The sequence below is a fragment of the Stenotrophomonas sp. YJH_SMC_65 genome (genome assembly GCF_059369475.1).
The window spans coordinates 277,861-298,619 of the sequence record NZ_JCAFSR010000001.1; the positions used below are offsets into that span (position 1 = coordinate 277,861).

Annotated in this window: 15 protein-coding genes and 1 tRNA gene; 12 read left to right on the forward strand and 4 right to left on the reverse strand. The window is 67.9% G+C overall.

Features of this window, described 5'->3' with window-relative positions:
• Positions 1-19 precede the first annotated feature (19 nt).
• The 3 genes from AC5P7A_RS01205 to AC5P7A_RS01215 are packed head-to-tail and all read left to right on the forward strand — an operon-like array spanning position 20 to position 7,265.
• Positions 20-5,407 (forward strand): DNA repair ATPase, encoded by a 5,388-nt coding sequence (locus AC5P7A_RS01205; RefSeq protein ID WP_495219821.1) that lies wholly within the window; start codon positions 20-22, stop codon positions 5,405-5,407.
• A gap of 2 nt (positions 5,408-5,409) precedes the next feature.
• On the forward strand, positions 5,410-6,111 hold the full coding sequence (locus tag AC5P7A_RS01210; RefSeq protein ID WP_014647883.1) for a hypothetical protein: 702 nt from the start codon (positions 5,410-5,412) through the stop codon (positions 6,109-6,111).
• 44 nt (positions 6,112-6,155) lie between these two features.
• Positions 6,156-7,265 (forward strand): toxic anion resistance protein, encoded by a 1,110-nt coding sequence (locus AC5P7A_RS01215; RefSeq protein WP_495219822.1) that lies wholly within the window; start codon positions 6,156-6,158, stop codon positions 7,263-7,265.
• A gap of 71 nt (positions 7,266-7,336) precedes the next feature.
• Here the strand turns inward: AC5P7A_RS01215 and AC5P7A_RS01220 are convergent, their stop codons facing one another.
• Complete coding sequence (locus AC5P7A_RS01220; protein WP_241887542.1) at positions 7,337-8,224, reverse strand: LysR substrate-binding domain-containing protein; 888 nt, start codon at positions 8,222-8,224, stop codon at positions 7,337-7,339.
• 97 nt (positions 8,225-8,321) lie between these two features.
• Here AC5P7A_RS01220 and trpB point away from each other — a divergent pair, with 97 nt between their 5' ends.
• From trpB to glmM, 5 genes are all read left to right on the forward strand, one after another.
• Complete coding sequence (trpB, locus tag AC5P7A_RS01225) at positions 8,322-9,539, forward strand: tryptophan synthase subunit beta (RefSeq protein WP_032957499.1); 1,218 nt, start codon at positions 8,322-8,324, stop codon at positions 9,537-9,539.
• The gene (locus AC5P7A_RS01230; RefSeq protein ID WP_049407824.1) at positions 9,536-10,216 is read left to right on the forward strand and encodes a hypothetical protein; all 681 of its coding nucleotides are present in this window, start codon (positions 9,536-9,538) and stop codon (positions 10,214-10,216) included. Before trpB ends, AC5P7A_RS01230 begins: the two co-directional genes overlap by 4 nt.
• Position 10,217: 1 nt before the next feature.
• Entirely contained in the window at positions 10,218-11,027 is an 810-nt protein-coding gene (trpA, locus tag AC5P7A_RS01235; RefSeq protein WP_046431828.1) for a tryptophan synthase subunit alpha, read from the forward strand.
• 261 nt (positions 11,028-11,288) lie between these two features.
• Positions 11,289-12,164 (forward strand): acetyl-CoA carboxylase, carboxyltransferase subunit beta, encoded by an 876-nt coding sequence (gene accD / locus AC5P7A_RS01240; RefSeq protein ID WP_005410473.1) that lies wholly within the window; start codon positions 11,289-11,291, stop codon positions 12,162-12,164.
• Positions 12,164-13,525: a phosphoglucosamine mutase gene (gene glmM, locus AC5P7A_RS01245; protein ID WP_014647877.1), complete on the forward strand. Its 1,362-nt coding sequence runs from the start codon at positions 12,164-12,166 to the stop codon at positions 13,523-13,525. The genes accD and glmM overlap by 1 nt, the downstream gene beginning before the upstream one ends.
• A 78-nt stretch (positions 13,526-13,603) precedes the next feature.
• Here glmM and AC5P7A_RS01250 read toward each other — a convergent pair whose 3' ends face one another.
• The 3 genes from AC5P7A_RS01250 to AC5P7A_RS01260 are packed head-to-tail and all read right to left on the reverse strand — an operon-like array spanning position 13,604 to position 17,497.
• Positions 13,604-14,461: a polysaccharide deacetylase family protein gene (locus AC5P7A_RS01250; protein WP_495219823.1), complete on the reverse strand. Its 858-nt coding sequence runs from the start codon at positions 14,459-14,461 to the stop codon at positions 13,604-13,606.
• On the reverse strand, positions 14,454-15,599 hold the full coding sequence (locus tag AC5P7A_RS01255) for a glycosyltransferase family 4 protein (protein WP_014647875.1): 1,146 nt from the start codon (positions 15,597-15,599) through the stop codon (positions 14,454-14,456). The genes AC5P7A_RS01250 and AC5P7A_RS01255 overlap by 8 nt, the downstream gene beginning before the upstream one ends.
• Before the next feature lie 20 nt (positions 15,600-15,619).
• Positions 15,620-17,497: a DUF3413 domain-containing protein gene (locus AC5P7A_RS01260; RefSeq protein WP_495219824.1), complete on the reverse strand. Its 1,878-nt coding sequence runs from the start codon at positions 17,495-17,497 to the stop codon at positions 15,620-15,622.
• 194 nt (positions 17,498-17,691) lie between these two features.
• Between AC5P7A_RS01260 and AC5P7A_RS01265 the strand changes: the two genes are divergently transcribed.
• The 4 genes from AC5P7A_RS01265 (at position 17,692) to AC5P7A_RS01280 (ending at position 20,656) form a co-directional block, all read left to right on the forward strand.
• The gene (locus AC5P7A_RS01265; RefSeq protein WP_032956201.1) at positions 17,692-18,627 is read left to right on the forward strand and encodes an isopenicillin N synthase family dioxygenase; all 936 of its coding nucleotides are present in this window, start codon (positions 17,692-17,694) and stop codon (positions 18,625-18,627) included.
• Between the two features lie 668 nt (positions 18,628-19,295).
• Positions 19,296-20,051: a triose-phosphate isomerase gene (gene tpiA, locus AC5P7A_RS01270; protein ID WP_014647872.1), complete on the forward strand. Its 756-nt coding sequence runs from the start codon at positions 19,296-19,298 to the stop codon at positions 20,049-20,051.
• Positions 20,052-20,082: 31 nt separating this feature from the next.
• Complete coding sequence (secG, locus tag AC5P7A_RS01275; protein ID WP_014647871.1) at positions 20,083-20,520, forward strand: preprotein translocase subunit SecG; 438 nt, start codon at positions 20,083-20,085, stop codon at positions 20,518-20,520.
• A 51-nt stretch (positions 20,521-20,571) separates the two neighbouring features.
• A tRNA-Leu gene (locus tag AC5P7A_RS01280) sits at positions 20,572-20,656 on the forward strand.
• Positions 20,657-20,759: the final 103 nt, after the last annotated feature.

Below are 20,759 nucleotides of genomic sequence, written 5' to 3' on the forward strand. Positions count from 1 at the left end.
GTGAGCCGGAAGCCTGCTGATGTCTGATACCCATCCGTCCGCCGAATCCACTGCACCGGAGGCCGGCGGCACTACCGTCGACCAGGCCGTTGCCCAGGGCGGTGCCTATGAAGTCCTGCGCCGCCGCCTGGCCGAGCAGGGCCAGCGCCTGCAGGGCCTGGCCGAAACGCTCAACCGCCAGCGCCTGGCCGAGTTCGGCGACAGCCGCCTGGAGGTGGTCGGTCGCTTCCGCATCCGCAGCGAAAACAACTGCGTCGGCCGTGACATCGTGCAGGTCGGGCCGGACCGCCTGCTGTTCGGCTACAACGTGTTCATCGGGCTGAAGACCCAGACCCGCATCGAGGACGTGTTCGGCCTGTACCGGCTGGTGCAGGGCAGCGACGGCTACGACGTGGCGGCGCTGGAGCTGAAGGGCAGCTTCCTCGACCAGCCCGGCTTCGTGCACGACTTCAACGAACTGTACGCCTACTACAAGCACGCGCGCCTGCTGCAGCTGATCGTGGTGGGGGACAAGCTGCTGGCGTCGTTCCAGATCGGTGAGCGCAGCAGCGACGTGCGCGTGTTCCGCTGGGCGCTGTCGCGCGATGGCGAACTGACCTATCTGGATGCGCGCGGTGAGCGCGATGTCGCACTGCCGCCGCCGTTCGACTTCGAATGGACCCGGGCGACCCGCGACCTGGCGGTCAATGGCCGCCATTCGCACCTGAACATCCTCGATACCCTGTTCGTGGAGACCACCGGCGGCGACCTCACGATCAAGGTCGAGAACAACACCGAGACAGGGCAGGGCATCTACAGCGAACCGGTGGAGGACAGCACGCAGTCGCTGGACGACGCCCAGTTCGAGTTCGCCCGGGTCGGCTCGCTGGTGCTGCTGAAAGTGCTGCCGTACCGCGAGACGGAGTGGCGCGGGCTGATCTACAACACGCTGACCGGCGGCATCGTGCGCAACGATGCGATCGTGCAGGCCTGCGTGCAGCTGCCCGAAGACCACGGCGTGATCTTCCCGGGTGGCTATTACCTGCAGGGCGGCGAGCACAAGGCGTTCGACGCCTCGATGGCCGGCATGCAGTTCAAGCGCAGCATCCGTTCGCCCAACGGCGAGGACGTGCTGTACATCTTCTACGAGCGCGAAGGCGGGCGCTCGGCGCTGTTCGTCTACAACACCATCCAGCGCGTGCTGCAGAACCCGGTGTTCGGCCATGGCTACGCCTTGATGCAGGACGGGCGCATGGTGCTGTTCCATGCCGAAGGCAGCGAACCGACCCGCATCCATCCGATGCAGGTCTGGCAGACCCCGTTCAGCAGTGACGAGTTTGCTGCAAGCCGGCCACCCGGCAACACCTTCATGGGCCGCATCGGCAATGCCGAACTGGTGCGGGGCATCTCCAACCTGTTCAACTTGGCGCGCGAGATCGATGGCCAGGACGTGTCGGTGCAGCGCTACCAGCGCCTGGTGGCCGACACCCGGCGCCTGTTCGATGCCCACCACTGGTTGGGCGACGCGGCCTGCGATGGCGCCGAGGCGCTGCTGCGGCAGATCAGCGCCACCGGCGAATCGGTGCTGGACGAGTACGAGAAGGTGCAGTCGATCCGCCAGCAGTCGGCGCAGGCGATGGTCGAGGCAGAGGCCGCGCACAAGGCGCTGCTGGGCCGGCTGCAGCCGCAGAACTGGAACGAGGTGCAGGCCTTCGTCGAGGCCCTCAATGCGATCACCGCATTGCGTGGACGGCTGCTGACCATCCGCGAGCTGCGTTACATCGACACCGCGCGCATCGAGACGATGACGGCCGAGCTGGTGGAGGCGCAGGATCATGTCGGCGCCGCCACGGGTGACTTCCTCGCCGGCGATGCCGCGCTGGTGCCGCTGACCACGCGCCTGCAGGCGCTGGATGAAGCTGCGCAGCAGGCGCAGAGTGCCCGCCAGCTGGATGAGCAGCTGGAGGGGCTGCGCGGGATGGCGGCCGATCTGGATATGCTGTCTGAACTGATGGCCGGCCTGAAGGTGGACGATGCCACCGCCCGCACCCGCGTGGTCGAGTCCATTTCGGTGCTGTACGGCCGCCTCAACCAGGCCCGCGCGCGTGCCGATCAGCGCCGCAGGTCGCTCGGCTCAGCCGAGGCCGTGGCGCAGTTCGCCGCGCAGTTCGCGCTGTTCTCGCAGTCGATCACCAGCGCGCTGGCGCTGGCCACGGACCCGGAGCGTGCCGACGAGCAGCTGTCGCGCCTGCTGGTGCAGCTGGAGGAGCTGGAGAGCCAGTTCGGCGAACACGAGCAGTTCCTCGGCGACATCCTGAGCAAGCGCGAAGAGCTGGTTGAAGCCTTCGAAACGCACAAGCAGGCGCTGCTGGATGACCGCCAGCGCAAGGCACGTTCGGTGCTGGATGCGGCCAGCCGCATCCTCGATGGCCTGGCCAAGCGCACCGAGCGCTTCGCCACCGCCGATGAGCTCAATGCGTTCTTTGCCGGCGATCCGCTGATCCTCAAGCTGCGTGAGCTGGCCGAACGCCTGCGCGCGTTGCATGACAACGTCAAGGCCGACGACATCGAAGCGCGCCTGAAGGGCGTGCGTGACCAGGCGGTGCGCCAGCTGCGTGACCGCAGTGATCTGTACGAGGCGGGCGGCAACGTGGTGCGGCTGGGGCCGCGCCATCGCTTCAGCGTCAACACCCAGGCGCTGGACCTGACCCTGCTGCCGCGTGGTGACACGCTGGCGATCCATCTGACCGGCACCGACTTCCTGGAGACGCTGCACGATCCGGAGCTGGATGCGCTGAAGCCGTTCTGGCCGGTCACCCTGGACTCCGAATCACCTGCACTGTATCGCGGCGAGTATCTTGCCGGCAGCCTGTTGATGGCCGCGCAGGAGGGGAGCGACGGGCTTGACCTGGCCACGCTGCAGCACGACGTCGCCACGCCCGAAGCACTGGACCAGCGCGTGCGTGCGTTTGCCGCACCGCGCTACCGCGAAGGCTACGAGCGCGGCATCCATGACCATGATGCCGCGCTGATCCTGCGTGCGTTGCTGCCCTTGCAGCAGGCGGCCGGCAGCCTGCGGCATGCACCGCGGGTGCGTGCGCTGGCGGTGCTGTTCTGGGCTGCCGAGCAGCGGCGCGAAGCGGTGGCGCAATGGCCGGCCCGCCAGATGGGTGCTGAAGCGCTGGCACGCCTGCTGGGGTCCGACGAAGGGCGCCTGGCGTTGCGTGCGGAAATGGCCGAGGCACTGCTGGCGTATGCGCAATCCCACGCGTTGCCGTTCGATGCCGATGCCGCAGAGGCCGCGGCCGCTTATCTGGGCGAGGAACTGGCGGCCGGCGAACCGGTGTTCAGCAGCAGCCGCCATGCGGTAGCGCTGCTGGAGGCACTGGCTCGGCAGCTGGAACAGGCCGGGCAACGCGAGGCGGTCGAACGCGCCCTGCAGCGCAGCCAGGATCCGCTGGCCACGCGCTGGGCGCTGGCCGGTCAGTGGCTGCGGGCGCTGGCGCGGATGCCGGCGCATGCCCCGCATGCCGGCTACGTCGACGAGGCTGCAGCACTGCTGCTGGTGCAGCGCCAGCTGCGTACCCGTGCCAGCGACGCCGCGCTGCAGGCGGAGGTCAGTGGCCTGCTGGGTGAACACGCACGCATCAGCAACGGCACGCTGGTGGTATCGCTGGATGATTTCCTGGCGCGCCTGAAGCAGCACCTGCGTCATTTCGTGCCAGCGTTCCATGCCTACCAGGCGCTGCGCCAGGGCATCATCGGCCGCGAGCGCGAGACCTTGCGGCTTTCCGAGTTCAAGGCGCGGCCGCTGTCCTCGTTCGTACGCAACAAGCTGATCAATGATGTCTACCTGGGCGTGATCGGTGACAACCTGGCCAAGCAGATGGGCACGGTCGGCGAGAACAAGCGCAGCGACCTGATGGGCCTGCTGATGATGATTTCGCCGCCCGGCTACGGCAAGACCACGCTTATGGAATACGTGGCGCACCGCCTGGGCCTGGTCTTCATGAAGATCAACGGCCCGGCGCTGGGTCACGAGGTGCGGTCGCTGGACCCGGCCCAGGCACCGGACGCGACCTCGCGGCAGGAGCTGGAGAAGCTCAACCTGGCGCTGGAAATGGGCAACAACACCATGCTGTATGTGGACGACATCCAGCACACCCATCCGGAGTTCCTGCAGAAGTTCATCTCGCTGTGCGATGGCACCCGCCGTATCGAGGGTGTGTGGCGCGGTCGCACCCGCACCTACGACATGCGCGGCAAGAAATTCTGCGTGGTGATGGCCGGCAATCCGTACACCGAGTCTGGCGAGGTGTTCAAGATTCCGGACATGCTGGCCAACCGTGCCGACATCTACAACCTGGGTGATGTGCTCGGTGGCATGGAGGCGGCCTTTACCCTCAGCTACATCGAGAACAGCCTGACTTCCAACCCGGTGCTGGCGCCGCTGGCTACGCGCGACATGGCTGACCTGTACACGCTGGTCGACCGGGCGATGGGCAAGGAGGTCTCGACCAACGGCCTGAGCCACGCCTACAGCAGCGCGGAGATCAACGAAATCACCGCCACCCTGCAGCGCATGCTGCGCGTGCGCGACGTGGTCTACCGCGTCAACCAGCAGTACATCGCCAGTGCCGCGCAGGACGATCGCTACCGCACCGAGCCGCCGTTCCGGCTGCAGGGTAGCTACCGCAACATGAACAAGCTGGCCGAGAAGATCTCGCCGGTGATGAACGAGGACGAGCTGCAGCAGTTGATCTCCGATCATTACCTGGGCGAGGCACAGCTGCTGACCACCGGCGCCGAAGAAAACCTGTTGAAGCTGGCCGAGCTGCGCGGCGTGCTGGACGACACGCAGGCGCAACGCTGGACGCAGATCAAGCGCGACTTCCTGCGCAACAAGGCCATGGGGGCCGACGACAGCGATGTCGGCGGGCGCGTGGTCGCGCAGCTGGCCGACATCGCCACCGCCCTGCAGCTTCCACCGCCGGCGCCGGAAGCGATTGCCGTTGCCGACCCGGCACCGTGGCCGGCGTTGCTGGAGGCCCTGCATCGTCTTTCTGAAACACGTCCGGCCGCCGCGCCGGTGCCGGTCGCGGCAGCCGCCAGTGTGCCGACGACGGTCCTGGCCGACGACCTGCAGGCTGGCCTGGCACCGTTGGTGGAACTGTTGGCGGCATCGCAGGCGCAGCAGGCACAGGTGTCCCAGACCCTGGCCGCGTTCGCCGGCTGGGCGCGGCAGCAGGTCGAGCGTGGGGTGCCGAACAGTGCGGTGGCGCAGCGTGCGCGTGTGCGCCGTGCCACGACGCCGGAGGAGCGCGCGCTGGATGAGGCGCTGATGCGTCACTTCTACGGCGAGTCGTTGCCGCCGGACGACGGTGAGGAGATTCCAGCGACGACACCGAAGCCGCCGCCGCTGCCGTGACCATGCAGGCGCCACTGCCGCCACCGAGCTTGCCGGACACGGCCGATGTCGCCGCGCTGGCCGACTATGGTGCGCCGTTGCTGCAGGCGCTGGCGCGGCGCGAAACACCGTTGCCGCCGGGCGCGGGCGCAGGGCTGGTGGCCGCACTGGCACGCATCGCGCTGGCCCTGCAGGCCGATAACCCGGCGCAGATCCGGCAGCAGGCGGGCTGGTGGGGCCGCCTGCTGGGGCGCGATGTCGATCGCGAGGCGGAAGGACGTGCGCTGCAGTCGCAGCTGGGCGTGCTGGCCCTGCAGGCGCGCGAGCAGGCCCAGCAGCTGCAGCAGCAGCTGCAGCTGCGGGCCATGGCCATCGCCGGACATTCAGCGGCGGCCGCAGCGCTGGACGCCTGGGTCGAGCTGGCAGCGGTGCGGCTGGCGTCGCTGGATACCGCCGGCCAGGCCGCGCTGTCGCAACGGCTCGATCACCTGCGCCGGCTGGCCACGCTGCGCCGTCTCGAGGCCGGCCAGTGGCAGCTCCTGCAGGACCAGGACAACGTGCTGCTGCAACGCTTCGCGCGCATCCATGACGTCCTGTTGCCAGCCTGGCGGCAGGCCGCCGCGGCGGGCCAGGCCGCGGCCGGCGCCACATTGGCGGCGAAGGCCGCCACGCTGCACGCACAGATCGATGACGAGGTCGCGGCGGCTCAGGCTAGACTGCCTTGAGCCGGCCGCCGCTGCCGCTTACCCAACTGCAAGGAGACTGCCCGATGACCCAGGACAGCCAGACCCCCGGTGCCCTCGTACCCGGCACGACTACCGCCGTTCCGCTCGATGAAGGCGCATTGCAGGCGCTTGGCCTGGTCCGCGAGGATCTGCCGCGCATCGCCGAGATCCGTCTGGAGCTGGAAGACCTGCGCCCGGGCAACCTGCAGGTCTTCGGTCGCGAAGCGGCCACGCGCACCGCAGCGTTTTCCAGCCAGTTGCTGGACCAGGTGCGCAATCGTGACCTCGATGCCAGCGGCGAGAAACTGGGCGAAGTGGTGCGCATCGCACGCAGCCTGAAGCTGGACGGCTTCGCGCAGCGGTCGAAGGTGCCGGTGATCGGTGGCCTGATCGACCGCCTGCGCGTATCCAAGGGCGAGCTGGTGCAGAAGTTCAGCGACACCAATGCGCAGATCGAGCAGCTGCTGGGTGATGTCGGTGTGCAGCAGGCGTTGATGGGCAAGCGCGTGGGCGAGTTCGACCGCATGCATGACATCGTCCGCGAAGAACGCCATGCGCTGGGCCTGTATGCTGCGGCCGGCAAGCAGCGCCTGGCCGAACTGCAGGCCGAGCAGCAGGCCGGGCAGGGCAGTGAGGATCCGCAGCAGCGCATCCGCCAGAGCGAAGTCGACAACGCGATCCGCCTCCTCGAAAAGCGCGTGTCCGACCTGCAGCTGATGCAGCATGCGGCCGACCAGTCGCTGCCGATGATCCGCCTGATCCAGGCCAACGCGCTGCAGCTGATCGAGAAGTTCAACACGGTGCGCGAGATCACCATCCCGTCGTGGAAGCGCCAGTTCGCCATCCAGCTTTCGCTGGGTGAGCAGAAGGCCGCGGTCGAGCTGTCCACCGCCATCGACGATGCCACCAACGAGCTGATGCGCCGCAACGCCGACCTGCTGCGCCAGGCCTCGGTGGATACCGCGCGCAGCAACCAGCGCGGCGTGATCGACGTGGCCACGCTGCGCCACGTGCACGACCAGTTGATCGCCACGGTCGAGGAAGTGCGCAGCATCCATCGCGAAGGAATGCAGCAGCGGCAGCAGGCCGAAGTCGAGCTGTCGCGCCTGCGCGAAGACCTGCAGCAGCGACTGGTCACCCCGACTGCCAGCTGAAAAAAGGGGACGGAGGGGATTAAGTCGTTTGTGCCACTTGCGACTTAATCCCCTCCGTCCCCTTTTTGTTGTCAGCGCAGTTGCTGGCCCAGCCAGTCGGCCAGCGCATCCACGCGCCCATCTGCCGGTCCATCCGGTCGCGCCAGCACCCAGAAGCCACCGGTGGCGGCAAACCCCCACGGCGCGACCAGTCGCCCGGCGGCCAGGTCCTCGGCCACCAGGGGCTCGGGTGCGATCGCCGGGCCCAGCCCGGCCACCGCTGCCTCCAGCAGGTAGTACAGGTGCTCGAAGGCAGTACCCAGCTGCAGCTTCGAGGTGTCCAGATCGTGCGCTTGCGCCCACGCCGGCCATGCCTGCGGCCGTGAGCTGGTGTGCAGCAGCGTCTCCTGCAGCAGCGCCGAGGGCGGCACATGCCGCAGGCGCTGCGCGGCCGGATGCGAGGGGGCCACCACCACACCGACCCGTTCCGGCGCCAGCTCACGCACCTGCCAGCCCCGGGGCCACGGCCCCTGCGCCAGCAGCAGCACCGCGTCCAGTGCGGCCTGCGCCTCGGTGAAGCTGCCATCCAGCGCCGACCACTGCAGGCGTACGCCGGGCAGGGCAGCCTGCAGTGCGGGCAGGCGCGGAATCATCCAGCGCGCCAGCACGCTGCCGCTGCAGCCCAGCACCAGCGCCGGGGCCGCGGTCGGCCGGCGCAGTTCGCGCACGCAGTCTTCGATGCCGCTGAAGGCCTCGCTGCACGCTGCCTGCAGGCGCGTGCCCGCATCGGTCAGGCGCAGGCCGCGACCGGCCCGCTGGAACAGCGCCAGGCCGAGGTGGTCTTCCAGCAGCTTCAGCTGGCGGCTGACCGCGCCGTGGGTCACGTGCAGGTCCTGCGCGGCGCGGCCAACCCCGCCCAGGCGGGCGGTGGCCTCGAACGCGCGCAGCGCATTGAGCGGTGGCAACAGCGAACGGCTCATGTGAGATTTCCTGACGGTATATGCCAGATAATATCCATTTTCCGGTCACGACCCGTGCGCTAGAGTATCCACCTGTCTCGAACCAGCGGTCGCTTCCATGTCTGCCTCCCCCATTGCCGACTACCACGCCTTCCCGGATGCCCAGGGCCATTTCGGCCGCTACGGTGGCAGCTTCGTTGCCGAAACCCTGGTCGGCCCGCTGCAGGAACTCGCCCAGGCCTATGACCAGGCCCGCCAGGATCCGGCCTTCCAGGCCGCCTACGACCGCGACCTGGCCCATTACGTGGGCCGGCCGAGCCCGATCTACCACGCCCAGCGGCTGAGCGACCATGTCGGCGGCGCGCAGATCCTGCTCAAGCGCGAAGACCTGAACCACACCGGCGCGCACAAGATCAACAACACCATCGGCCAGGCGCTGCTGGCGGCGCGGATGGGCAAGAAGCGCATCATCGCCGAGACCGGTGCCGGCCAGCACGGCGTGGCCAGCGCCACGGTTGCCGCGCGGTTGGGCCTGGAATGCGTGGTGTACATGGGCGCCACCGACATCGAGCGGCAGAAGATCAACGTCTACCGCATGAAGCTGCTCGGCGCGACGGTGGTGCCGGTCACCTCCGGTTCGGCCACTTTGAAGGACGCGCTCAACGAAGCGATGCGCGACTGGGTGACCAATGTCCAGGACACCTTCTACATCATCGGTACGGTCGCCGGTCCGGATCCCTATCCGCGCATGGTGCGCGACTTCAACGCCATCGTCGGCCGCGAGGCACGCGAGCAGATGCTGGCCGAGTACGGCCGCCTGCCCGATGCGATCACTGCCTGCGTCGGCGGCGGCAGCAATGCCATCGGCCTGTTCCATGCCTTCCTCAACGACCGCCAGGTCGAGATCGTCGGCGCCGAGGCCGCAGGTGATGGCATCAGCACCGGTCGCCATGCTGCATCGATCGCCGCCGGTCGCCCGGGCGTGCTGCATGGCAACCGCACCTATGTACTGTGCGACGACGACGGCCAGATCATCGAGACCCATTCGGTGTCGGCCGGCCTGGACTATCCGGGCGTCGGCCCCGAACACGCATTCCTGGCCGATACCGGCCGCGCGCGCTACCTCGGCATCACCGATGACGAAGCACTGCAGGCCTTCCACCTGCTGGCGCATACCGAGGGCATCCTGCCGGCGCTGGAGTCCAGCCATGCGCTGGCGCAGGCGATCAAGCTGGCGCGTGAGCGTCCGCGTGACCAGATCGTGCTGTGCAATCTGTCCGGCCGTGGCGACAAGGATGTGCATACCATCGCCGCGCGCGAAGGGCTGGTGCTGTGAGCGCGCTGCTGCGCAACAGTGGCGTGCTGCTGCTGGCGCTGGGGTTGGCCGCGTGCCAGCCGCCGGAGCCGCCGCTGCTGGCACCGGCCGCCAAGGCCACCACGCAGCCGGCACAGCAGGCGGCCGCGAATGATGACCTCGACCCGATGGCACGTGCGCCGATCGTCGATCCGCCGTCCACGGAAGATATGGACAGCGATGGCGCGCCCGCGGTGGTCTCGGTGGCGCTGGACCATGCCGGCGAGGTGCTGATCGGCCAGCACATGGGCGATCTGAAGGCACTCGGGCCGTGGACCGCGCAAGGGGCGGTCGAAGCCATCGGCGGCAGTTGCGAGTACTACGACGGCAAGGGGCTGCCGCCCGGCGTGTCGATGATGACCGATGAAGATCGCGTCGTCCGTTTCGATCTCGGCCTGGATCCGGACAGCGGGGCGCCGACCCAGCAGCCCGGTCCGTTCGGCCTGCGTGTCGGCATGACCCGCGCCCAGGCCATGGCCCAGTTCCCGAAGCCGCCGGTATCCAGCCCGCATGCCTACGATGGTGACCAGGGCGAGTACCTCACCTGGCAGGACCCGGGTTCGGACCTGGGTATCCGCGTGGAACTGTTTGAAGGGCGGGTCACCCAGATGTACTGGGGAACCAGCGATGCGATTGAACTGATTGAAGGATGTGCCTGAAATGTCCGTATCCCGACTCGATGCCTGTTTCCAGCGTCTGCGCGAACAGCAGCGCAAGGCGCTGATCCCCTTCGTCACGGCCGGTGATCCCTCGCTGGAGGCCACCGTGCCGGTCATGCACGCACTGGTCGACGCCGGCGCCGACGTGATTGAACTGGGCGTGCCGTTCTCCGACCCGATGGCCGATGGCCCGACCATCCAGCGCAGCTCCGAGCGCGCGCTGGCGCGCGGCGCCGGCAGCCGCTACGTCCTGCAGGCCGTGGCGCAGTTCCGCGAGCGCGATGCGCAGACCCCCGTGGTGCTGATGGGCTACCTGAACCCGGTGGAGATCCACGGTTACGCGGCCTTCGCCAAGGCCGCCGTCGACGCCGGCGTGGACGGCGTGCTGCTGGTCGACCTGCCGCCGGAAGAAGCGGGCGACGCCCAGCAGGCGTTCGACGCAGCCGGCCTTGCGCTGGTACTGCTGGCGTCGCCGACCACCAGCGAGGCGCGAGCCGACAAGCTGCTGGCGCTGGCCCGTGGCTATCTCTACTACGTCAGCTTTGCCGGTGTCACCGGCGCGTCCGAGCGCCTGGACAGCGATGCCGCCAGTGCCCGCCTGCAGGCGTTGCGCGCGCGTGCGTCGGTGCCGGTGGTGGCGGGCTTCGGCATCAAGGATGCCGCCAGTGCCGCGGCCATGGCCCGGCAGGCCGACGGCGTGGTGGTGGGCAGCGCGCTGGTGGCGGCGCTGGCCGAAGCGGGCTCGGCGGAAGAGGCCGCGCAGCACGCCCGGACCTTCCTCGCCCCGCTGCGGCAGGCGCTGGACGCGTAACGGTAGTGCCGGCCGCTGACCGGCATCCTCCTGAGGGCTCGCGTGCAAGGGCTGCCGGCCAGCGGCCGGCACTACCCATCGGTCTGCACGCAAGGGCTGCCGGCCAGCGGTGGGCACCGCCCCAGCACCTAAACGTACGTCCCAGCATGGTTTTTTCCGGCTGCCCCGTGGCTGGCAAGGGGGTGCACGGGCGGGGAAAGCGGAGCTAGACTGTCCGCCTTTGCGGCCCCCGGGCCGCCCTGAACGGAAGTGTCCTCCCGCATGAGTTGGCTCAGCAAGTTGATGCCGTCCGGCATCCGCACCGACAACACCCCCAGCAAGAAGCGCAGTGTCCCCGAGGGCCTGTGGGAAAAGTGCAGCAACTGCGGCAGCGCGTTGTACCGTCCGGAACTGGAAGAGAACCTGGAAGTCTGCCCGAAGTGCGGCCATCACATGGCGATCCGTGCGCGTGCGCGCCTGGCCGCCCTGTTCGATGCCGACAGCACCACCGAGATCGGTGCGCGCCTGGGGCCGACCGACCTGCTCAAGTTCAAGGACCAGAAGAAGTACAGCGAGCGCATCAAGATCGCGCAGAAGAACACCGGCGAGTACGACGCGCTGATCGCCATGCGCGGCCTGCTCAAGGGCCGTGCGCTGGTGGCATCGTCGTTCGACTTCGCCTTCATGGGCGGCTCGATGGGCTCGGTGGTCGGCGAGCGTTTCGCACTGGCCGCGGAAACCGCGGTCGAGATCGGTGCGCCCTACGTGTGCTTCTCGCAGAGCGGTGGCGCCCGCATGCAGGAAGGCCTGTTCTCGCTGATGCAGATGGCCAAGACCTCGGCCGCGCTGGGCAAGCTGCGTGAAGCCGGCCTGCCGTACATCTCGGTGCTGACCCATCCGACCACCGGCGGCGTGTCGGCTTCCTTCGCGATGCTGGGTGACATCAACATCGCCGAGCCGCAGGCGCTGATCGGCTTCGCCGGCCCGCGCGTGATCGAGCAGACCGTGCGCGAGAAGCTGCCGGAAGGCTTCCAGCGCTCGGAATTCCTGCTGGAGCACGGCGCCATCGACCAGATCTGCGACCGTCGCGAAATGCGCGACCGCCTGTCCGATCTGCTGGCAATGCTGGGCCGTCAGCCGGCGCCGGAGGTGGCTTGATGGGAGGCCGCAAGTACTTCGGTACTGATGGCATCCGTGGACGGGTCGGCCAGGGCGTGATCTCGGCCGACTTCGTGCTGCGCCTGGGCAACGCCCTGGGCCGTGTCCTGGTCGACCAGCGCGGCCAGGATGGGCGCCGGCCGATCGTGGTGATCGGCAAGGACACCCGCATCTCCGGTTACATGTTCGAAGCGGCACTGGAAGCCGGCCTGGTCGCCGCCGGTGCGGACGTGCAGTTGCTGGGGCCGATGCCGACCCCGGCGGTGGCGTTCCTGACCCGTACGCTTGGCGTGGACGCTGGCATCGTCATCAGCGCCTCGCACAACCCGCACTACGACAACGGCATCAAGTTCTTCTCCGCCCAGGGCGAGAAGCTCGACGATGCCACCGAGCTGGCCCTGGAAGCGGCGCTGGACATCCCGTTCACCACCGCCGAATCGGAAAAGCTGGGCAAGGCGTCGCGTGCGCGCGAAGCGGTCGGCCGCTACATCGAGTTCTGCAAGGCCAGCGTGCCGCGCGCGTTCGACCTGCGTGGCGTGCGCCTGGTGCTGGACTGCGCGCACGGCGCCACCTACCAGATCGCGCCGCTGCTGTTCCGTGAACTGGGCGCCGAGGTGATCGGCATTGGTGCCGAGCCCAACGGCGTCAACATCAACGCCGGCGTGGGTTCCACCCACATCGACAACCTGGCGGCCAAGGTCCGCGAAACCCGCGCCGATCTCGGCATCGCCTTCGATGGGGATGGCGACCGCGTGCTGATGGCCGACGACCAGGGCAACCCGGTCGACGGCGATGACCTGCTGTATATCTTGGCCCGTGCATGGAAAGCCGAAGGCCGCCTGCGCGGCCCGGTGGTCGGCACGCTGATGAGCAACTACGGCGTCGAGAAGGCATTTGCCGACCTGCAGATTCCGTTCGTGCGCAGCAATGTCGGCGATCGCTACGTGCACCAGGCGCTGATGGAAGGCGGCGGCGTGCTCGGCGGTGAAGCCTCCGGCCACCTGCTGTGCCTGGATCGGGCCACCACCGGCGACGGCATCGTCAGCGCGCTGCAGGTGCTGGTGGCATTGCGCAACAGCGGGCAGACCCTGCGCCAGGCGCTGGAAGGACTGGTGCGGGTGCCGCAGAAGACGGTCAACGTGCGGCTGGGCAATGTCTCGGCCAAGGCCACGGTGCAGGCCGGCAGCGTGCAGGCCGCGCTGGCTGTCGCGCAGCAGTCGGTGGCCGGCCGTGGCCGTGCGTTCCTGCGCCCGTCCGGTACCGAGCCGGTGGTGCGGGTCACGGTCGAGGCCGATGATGCGACGCTGATGCAGGACACGCTGGATCGACTGTCCGCGGCGGTACGTGAAGCCGCCGCCTGAGGCCGCTGCACATCCGCCCAACGAAAACGCCCCGGCATTCCGGGGCGTTTTCGTTGAAGGGGCAGGGCGGTGGGTTGCCTACGGCCCCGGCACCATCTTCTTCTGGCGTGCCTTGAAGCCATTGAACAGCGGTGCCATCAGCGGGTTGTAGCTCTGTGCGATGCGTTTTCGCAGCCAGCTGGCCGGGCGGTTGCGGATCGCGAAACGATAGATGCGCTCCGGGTCGCCGCCCACCACATTGCGTCCGAACGGGTGGGTGGTATGCAGGTAGCGGAAGCCGTGCTCGCGCGCCACCTCGATGTGGTCCTGGTCGAAATCGCCGTAGGGCCAGCACAGCGTATCGGACACCTCGCCAAGCTTGTCCTGCAGGACGTCGCGCGAGACTGCCAGGTCGTGGCTCAGGCCGGCACGGCGCTGTGCGCGGTCCAGGTCGTCGCGGCGCAGCCAGCGGGTGTGGGTATGGGTGTGGCAATGCACTTCGAAGGTGCCGGCGGCGATGGCCGCGCGCGCTTCGCTCCAGCGCATCATCACGTCGTCGCTGCGGTTCTGCTCGTAGATCGCCGCTTCGCAGCCGCGATGGTCCGGCGTGGCAGGCAACGTTGCCCCGGCAAGCCCGGCGTGGGGCCGCTCCGGGCCTTCGCCCATCCAGCCGGTGACCACGAACACCACCGCGTGCATGCCGTACTTCTGCAGGATCGGGTGCGCATACACCCAGTTGTCCAGGTAGCCATCGTCAAAGGTGATCACGATCGACTTGCGCGGCACCGGCTTGCCGGCCAGGAAACCGGCGTACTGGTCCAGTGTCAGCGAGGTCCAGCCGTTGCCGGCCAACCATGCGATCTGGCTCTCGAAATTCTCCGGTGACACGGTGATCATACCCGGCGACGGACTGACGTGGTGGTGCATCAGCACCGGTACGGTTCGGGCATCAGCCATGTCCCAGCTCCTTCAGCCACTGGTGGTAATAGTGTTCGGTGGTCTCACCGTGGCCGTCGGGAGTGAACCGGTGCGCGCTGCGCATCCAGTCCCACCCGGCGCGGCCCATCTGCCGCCGCCGTTCCGGATCGTCCACCAGCAGGCGCAGGGCGCCTGTCAGGGCTGCATTGTCGCCCAGCCGGGTGAGGATCGCATTGCTGCCATCCACCACCATCTCCGGCACGCCACCCACCCGCGTGGCCACGATCGGCACCCCGACATAGGCGGCCTCCAGGAAGACGGTACCGGCCGCTTCCTTGTGCGATGCCAGCGCGAAGATGTCGAAGCCAGCCATCAGCCGGCATGCGCCATCACGATAGCCGAGCAGATGGACCTGCTGCTGCAGCCCGTGCTCGTCGCGCAGCGCCTGCAGCCGGTCCATGACCGGCTGGCCATCGCCGACCACCACCAGGTGCAGGTTCGGGTGCGTCTTGCACAGCGGCACCATCGCCTGCAGCAGGTCGGCATGACCCTTGGGTTCGCGCAGCACCGCCACGCAACCGACCACGATGTCCTGTTCGCCGAAGCCGAGTTCGGCGCGCACGTCCGCGCGTACCTCCTGCAGGCATTGCCAGGGGTCGTCCTTGCGAATTTCGCTCCAGCGCGGCGGGACCGCGATGGGCGGCACGATACCGATGTGTTCGGCCGGAATGCCGCGCGCGGCCAGCAACTGCTTCACGAAGCTGCTGACGGTCAGCACCCGGTGCGGCAGGCCGGTATAGGTCAGCAGCGAGTTGACCGGGCTCATCAGGTGGCGCGAGCGCACCACCAGCGGCGTGCCGCCCAGGCGTGCACCGGCGGCGGCGATCAGTGCGTCACGGCGGCTGGTGGTGTTGACCACGTCATAGCGTTCGCGGCGCACCAGGCGCGAGACCGACCAGATGCCGCGCAGCAGGCGCAGCAGGCCACCCATGCGCAGGGTATGCACGGTGAAACCATCATCGCGTGCCAGCTGGGCCAGTCGCGCTTCGGGCTGGCACAGCAGCGCCACCTCGTGGCCACGCGCGCGCATCACCTGCATGTGGCGGAAGATGTAGATCTCCTGCCCGCCCATTCCCTTGGCGGCTTCAGTGTGCAGGATGCGCAGCGGACGGTTCATGCAGGATCGATCCTTGAGGGTCAGCGGTTGCGGAAGCGGGTCAGCGCTTCCCATGCAGTGCGTACGGCGGCCGCATCGGGCGCCTGCTGTGGCAGCGGCCGGTAGCGCAGGTCCAGGGCGGTGGCGTTGCCGAACTTGTCGAACACATAGATGGCATCGCCATGGCGCACCGCGCGCTGCGACCAGCTTTCGACCACCAGCGCACGCGTGCCCTGCGGCTCGGCCAGCAGGTCCTGGCCGGTGCTGTAATCGGCCAGTGCGTTCTCGCAACCCAGTGCGTGGCGCATCAGTGTCGGCACCCAGTCTTCGTGCGAGCTGGTGCGTGCGTCGTGGCCAGCGGCCTTGCCCGGCCAATGCAGCACGAACGGGACCTGCAGCTGATAGTCGGAGAAGTTGCCGTTGTGGCCCCAGTAGTTCAGCTTGAGGTCGTTGAACTCTTCGGCATGGTCGCCGGTGACCAGCACGATGGTGTCCTCGGCCAGGCCCTGTGCGCGCAGGTCGTCCAGCAGCGAGCCGATCAGGCTGTCGGCATAGTGCACGGCGGTGCGGTAGCGGTTGAGTTCCGGCGTCGGGTCATGCTCCGGGCCGAATTTGAGGAAATCGATATCGGCGGCCATCGGTGTGGCCACCGCCGGATAGCCCTCGGGCATGTGGTAGGGCGCATGGGTGGAGTCGAGGAACACGAAGCCGAACCACGGGCGCTGCGCGGCCTGGCTGGCGCGGATGTCCTGCTGCAGCGCACTGATGATCGCGCGGTCGCGGCCGTCTGACTTCAGCGCTGCCGGCCCCTGGTGCAGCTGGTCGCGGACATCGGCGAACACCGTGCGATCGAACTCCGGGCTGTACAACGGCGCACTGCCGTACAGGTGCAGGTCGTAGCCCTGCTGGCCCAGCACCTGGAACAGCTGCGAGCCACGCTGCTCGTCAAGCATGCTCGGCCAATAGCCGCCGGGCAGGCCGTAGAACAGTCCGAACAGGCCGTAGCGGGTGGCATTGCCGGTGCTGAAATGGTGGTCGAAGACGCGCGCATCCTGCGCCAGCGTCGACGTGTTGGGCATCAGCTGCGGTGTCAGCACATCGTGGCGCAGCGACTCCAGTACCACCATCAGTACGTTGGGACGATGTGGGCTCTGGCAGCGCAGCGGATGCAGCGGGTACAGCAGCTGCGCATGGCGCGGGTCGGGCAGGCCGGCGTGCTGTTGGCTGACCACGCCCAGGCGCCGCATGAAGCTCTTGGCCGTGATCGGCTGCGCCCACGGCAGGTAGTTCCACTGCGCGATCACATCACGGTCGCCGCGGGCGTCGTAGTAGGCCGTGGCGACCTGGCCGCCGGCCATCAGCAGCGCGACCACCGCCCAGGCCTGCAGCACCCGTCGACGGCGCGGCGCGGCCGGCAGCAGTTTCCAGCACGCCCAGGCCAGCAGGCCCTCGGCGGTGAAGACCGCGGCAACCAGCAGGCCGACCTGCAGCCAGGTCTTCCAGGACAGGGCAACCTGGTCCTGCAGGGCGCCGCCGAACACCATGTTCACGACCATGGCATTGAGGTGGAAGCGGTACAGGGTGAAGACCTTGGCGTCGACCAGCAGCAGGCACAGCCACAGGCCCTGCAGCACGGCCGCGCTGATGCTCAGCGTACGCGCGCTGCGTGGCCACAGGCCCAGCAGCAGCGGCAGCAGGCCGGCCAGCACACCGAACGCGAGCAGGTGGCCGGGCAGGGCGACCGCCAGATAGGCCAGGCCGGCGCCGCCGCCCGGATTGTCACGCAGCGGTACATTGCCCAGCGCAATCGCCGCGGCCAGTACCGCATTGCCGGCGATGAACAGCGACCACCAGGCCAGCCGCCGCCAGCGCCGGGCGGAACCTTCAATGGCAGGGGCGGCAGGGGCAGCTGCGGGCATGGTGGGACAGGTTCAGGGGGTGAAGGAGAGGGGCGGGGCCAACGTGACGGAAGCGTTGCTCCGCGCGCGGGTCGCGCATTGTATCGGTTTGTTTCCGTGTATCGAGTGGCGTCCCCCGGGCGATCTGTCACAATGTTCAGGCGGGCCATGAATGCGTTGGCCCCCTCAGACCCAACGACAAGCCAGGAACCGCTGTGAGCCAGATCCCCACCCTCGACATCACCCGTTTCGACAGCGACCGCGAGGCCTTCGTGGCCGAGCTGGGCGCGGCCTACCGCCAATGGGGATTCGCGGGCATCCGTAACCACGGCATCCCGCAGGCCGACATCGACGCGGCCTACGATGCCTTCAAGGCTTTCTTCGCCCTGCCGGAAGAGGTCAAGCGCAAGTACCACGTGGCCGGCAGCGGCGGCGCCCGCGGCTACACCCCGTTCGGCGTGGAAACCGCCAAGGGCTCCAAGCATTTCGACCTGAAGGAGTTCTGGCACATCGGCCGCGAGATCGCCGACGATTCCAAGTACCGGGACGTGATGGCGCCGAACCTGTGGCCGGCCGAGGTCGAAGGTTTCCGTGAGCGCGGTTACGGCCTGTATCAGGCGCTGGACAACCTGGGGTCGCGCGTGTTGTCCGCGTTGGCCCTGCACATTGGCCTGCCGGAAGACTTCTTCGCCGACAAGACCAACTTCGGCAACTCGATCCTGCGCCCGATCCACTACCCGCCGATCACCACTGACGACATCCCGAACGTGCGTGCCGGTGCCCATGGCGACATCAACTTCATCACCCTGCTGGTCGGCGCCAGTGCCGCAGGCCTGGAAGTGCAGTCGCATGACGGCGAGTGGGTGCCATTTACGTCAGATGCGGACACGATCGTGGTCAACATCGGCGACATGCTGCAGCGCCTGACCAACCACGTGTATCCGTCGACCATCCACCGCGTGGTCAACCCCCCGGGTGACCTGGCGCGCCAGCCGCGCTACTCGGTGCCGTTCTTCCTGCACCCGAACCCGGACTTCCTGATCGACGTGCTGCCCTCGTGCATCACTCCGGAGAACCCGAGCCGGTATCCGGAGGCGATCACCGCCCACGGCTTCCTCGAGGAACGCCTGCGCGAGATCAAGCTGAAGTAAAGAAAAGTGAGGCCGCCGAAAGGCGGCCTTTTTCTTTGCAGGGTTGCACCCTGCACCCGCGGTAGTGCCGGCCGCTGGCCGGCAAGTCCAAAGCCAAAGCGGCTCTGGGGTGTTCCGTGGGGAGGCGGGGAGGTGTCGGATGGCGGGGACGCCGTAAACCCATCCCTGGGGGCTTGGCCGCGGCATCCATGCCGCGGACACCCCGCCATCCGACACCTCCCCGCCTTCGACAGTTTCCCGGTGACGGTTGGTGGGTGTCGACCTTGCTCGACACGGTAGATCCACGCCATGCGTGGATGAGATCTGTTAGATCGAAGTGGGGCAGGGCACGTGGTATGCCGCTTTTGCTCTTGCTCTTCTTTTTTCTTTCCGTGGCGGGCGGAACCGCCGGAATGTGTCGGAGGCCGGGCGGGTGGGGATGACGGGGGTGTCCGCGGCATGGATGCCGCGGCCAAGCCCCCACGGACGGGTTTACGGCGTCCCCCGCCATCCCCACCCGCCCGGCCAAGCCCACCAATCCAACCGGGCTTTCCGCGACCAACCCAAACAAACTCCCGCCACGAGGGGCTGCGCCGTTGGCTGAAAATCCATGTAACCGCTTACAATGAAACGGATTTTGCCGCAACGGGTATCATGACCGGCTGACTTCACACAGGAGCCACCCGCTCATGCGCCGCAAGATCGTCGCCGGAAACTGGAAGCTGCATGGCAGCCGTCAATTCGCCAATGAACTGCTGGGGCAGGTGGCTGCCGGGCTGCCGCTGGAGGGGGTGGATGTGGTGATCCTGCCGCCGCTGCCGTACCTGGGCGAGCTGGTCGAGGACTTCGGCGAGACCAGCCTGGCCTTCGGCGCGCAGGACGTGAGCAGCAACGAGAAGGGCGCCTATACCGGCGAGGTCTGCGCGGCCATGCTGGTCGAGGTCGGGGCCCGCTATGGCCTGGTCGGCCATTCCGAGCGCCGCCAGTATCACCATGAAAGCAGCGAGCTGGTCGCGCGCAAGTTCGCCGCCGCCCAGCATGCCGGCCTGGTGCCGGTGCTGTGCGTGGGCGAGACCCTGGAGCAGCGCGAGGCCGGGCAGACCGAAGCGGTCATCGCCAGCCAGCTGGCGCCGGTGCTGGAACTGGTCGGCGCGGCCGGCTTTGCCAAGGCCGTGGTCGCCTACGAGCCGGTCTGGGCCATCGGTACCGGCCGTACTGCTACAAAGGAGCAGGCACAGCAGGTGCACGCGTTCATCCGTGGCGAAGTTGCGCGCTTCGATGCTAGAATTGCTGATTCACTGCCCATTGTTTACGGCGGTAGCGTGAAGCCCGACAATGCCGGGGAACTGTTCGCGCAGCCGGATGTCGATGGTGGGCTGGTCGGCGGCGCCTCCCTGGTGGCCGCGGACTTCCTGGCCATCGCACGGGCGGCGGCCGCGAACTAATCCTAGAAGTATTGTCCGAGGGCGGTTTCCAATGCTGATGTTGATCCTCAATGTCGTCTACGTGCTGGTCGCTGTGGCCATGATCGCGCTGATCCTGATGCAGCGTGGCTCGGGTGCGGCGGCGGGTTCGGGCTTTGGCGCCGGCGCCTCGGGTACGGTGTTCGGTGCGCGTGGCGCCTCGAACTTCCTGTCCAAGTCGACCAAGTGGCTGGCCGTCGTGTTCTTCGGCATCAGTCTCTTCATGGCCTGGTATGCCGGTCACGGCACCCGTCCGGCGGCCGACCAGGACCTGGGCCTGATGTCCGCCCCGGCGGCCAGCGCGCCGGCGGCTCCGGCGGGCGAACTGCCGGCCGTTCCGAAGGCCGATCCGGTCCCGGCCGCCCCGGTTCCGGCGGCGAATGTGCCGGCTCAGGCGGAATCTTCGGTTTCTGGTGAAGAAAAGCCTTCGGAAGGCTCCCAGAAACACTGAAGCCGGTTACAATACGCGGCGCATCGGGAAGATAGTCTGATGTGATCGTTTGCCCAGGTGGCGGAATTGGTAGACGCACTACCTTGAGGTGGTAGCGACGCAAGTCGTAGGGGTTCGAGTCCCCTCTTGGGCACCATTTGTAAGTAAAGCGGGTTCGTCTGGCGCGCAAGGCGCCAGGCAGGTTCCCGTCCACTCCCCCATGCCAAAGCGCCTGCAGGCGCGGCGGCAGAGGCAAGAGA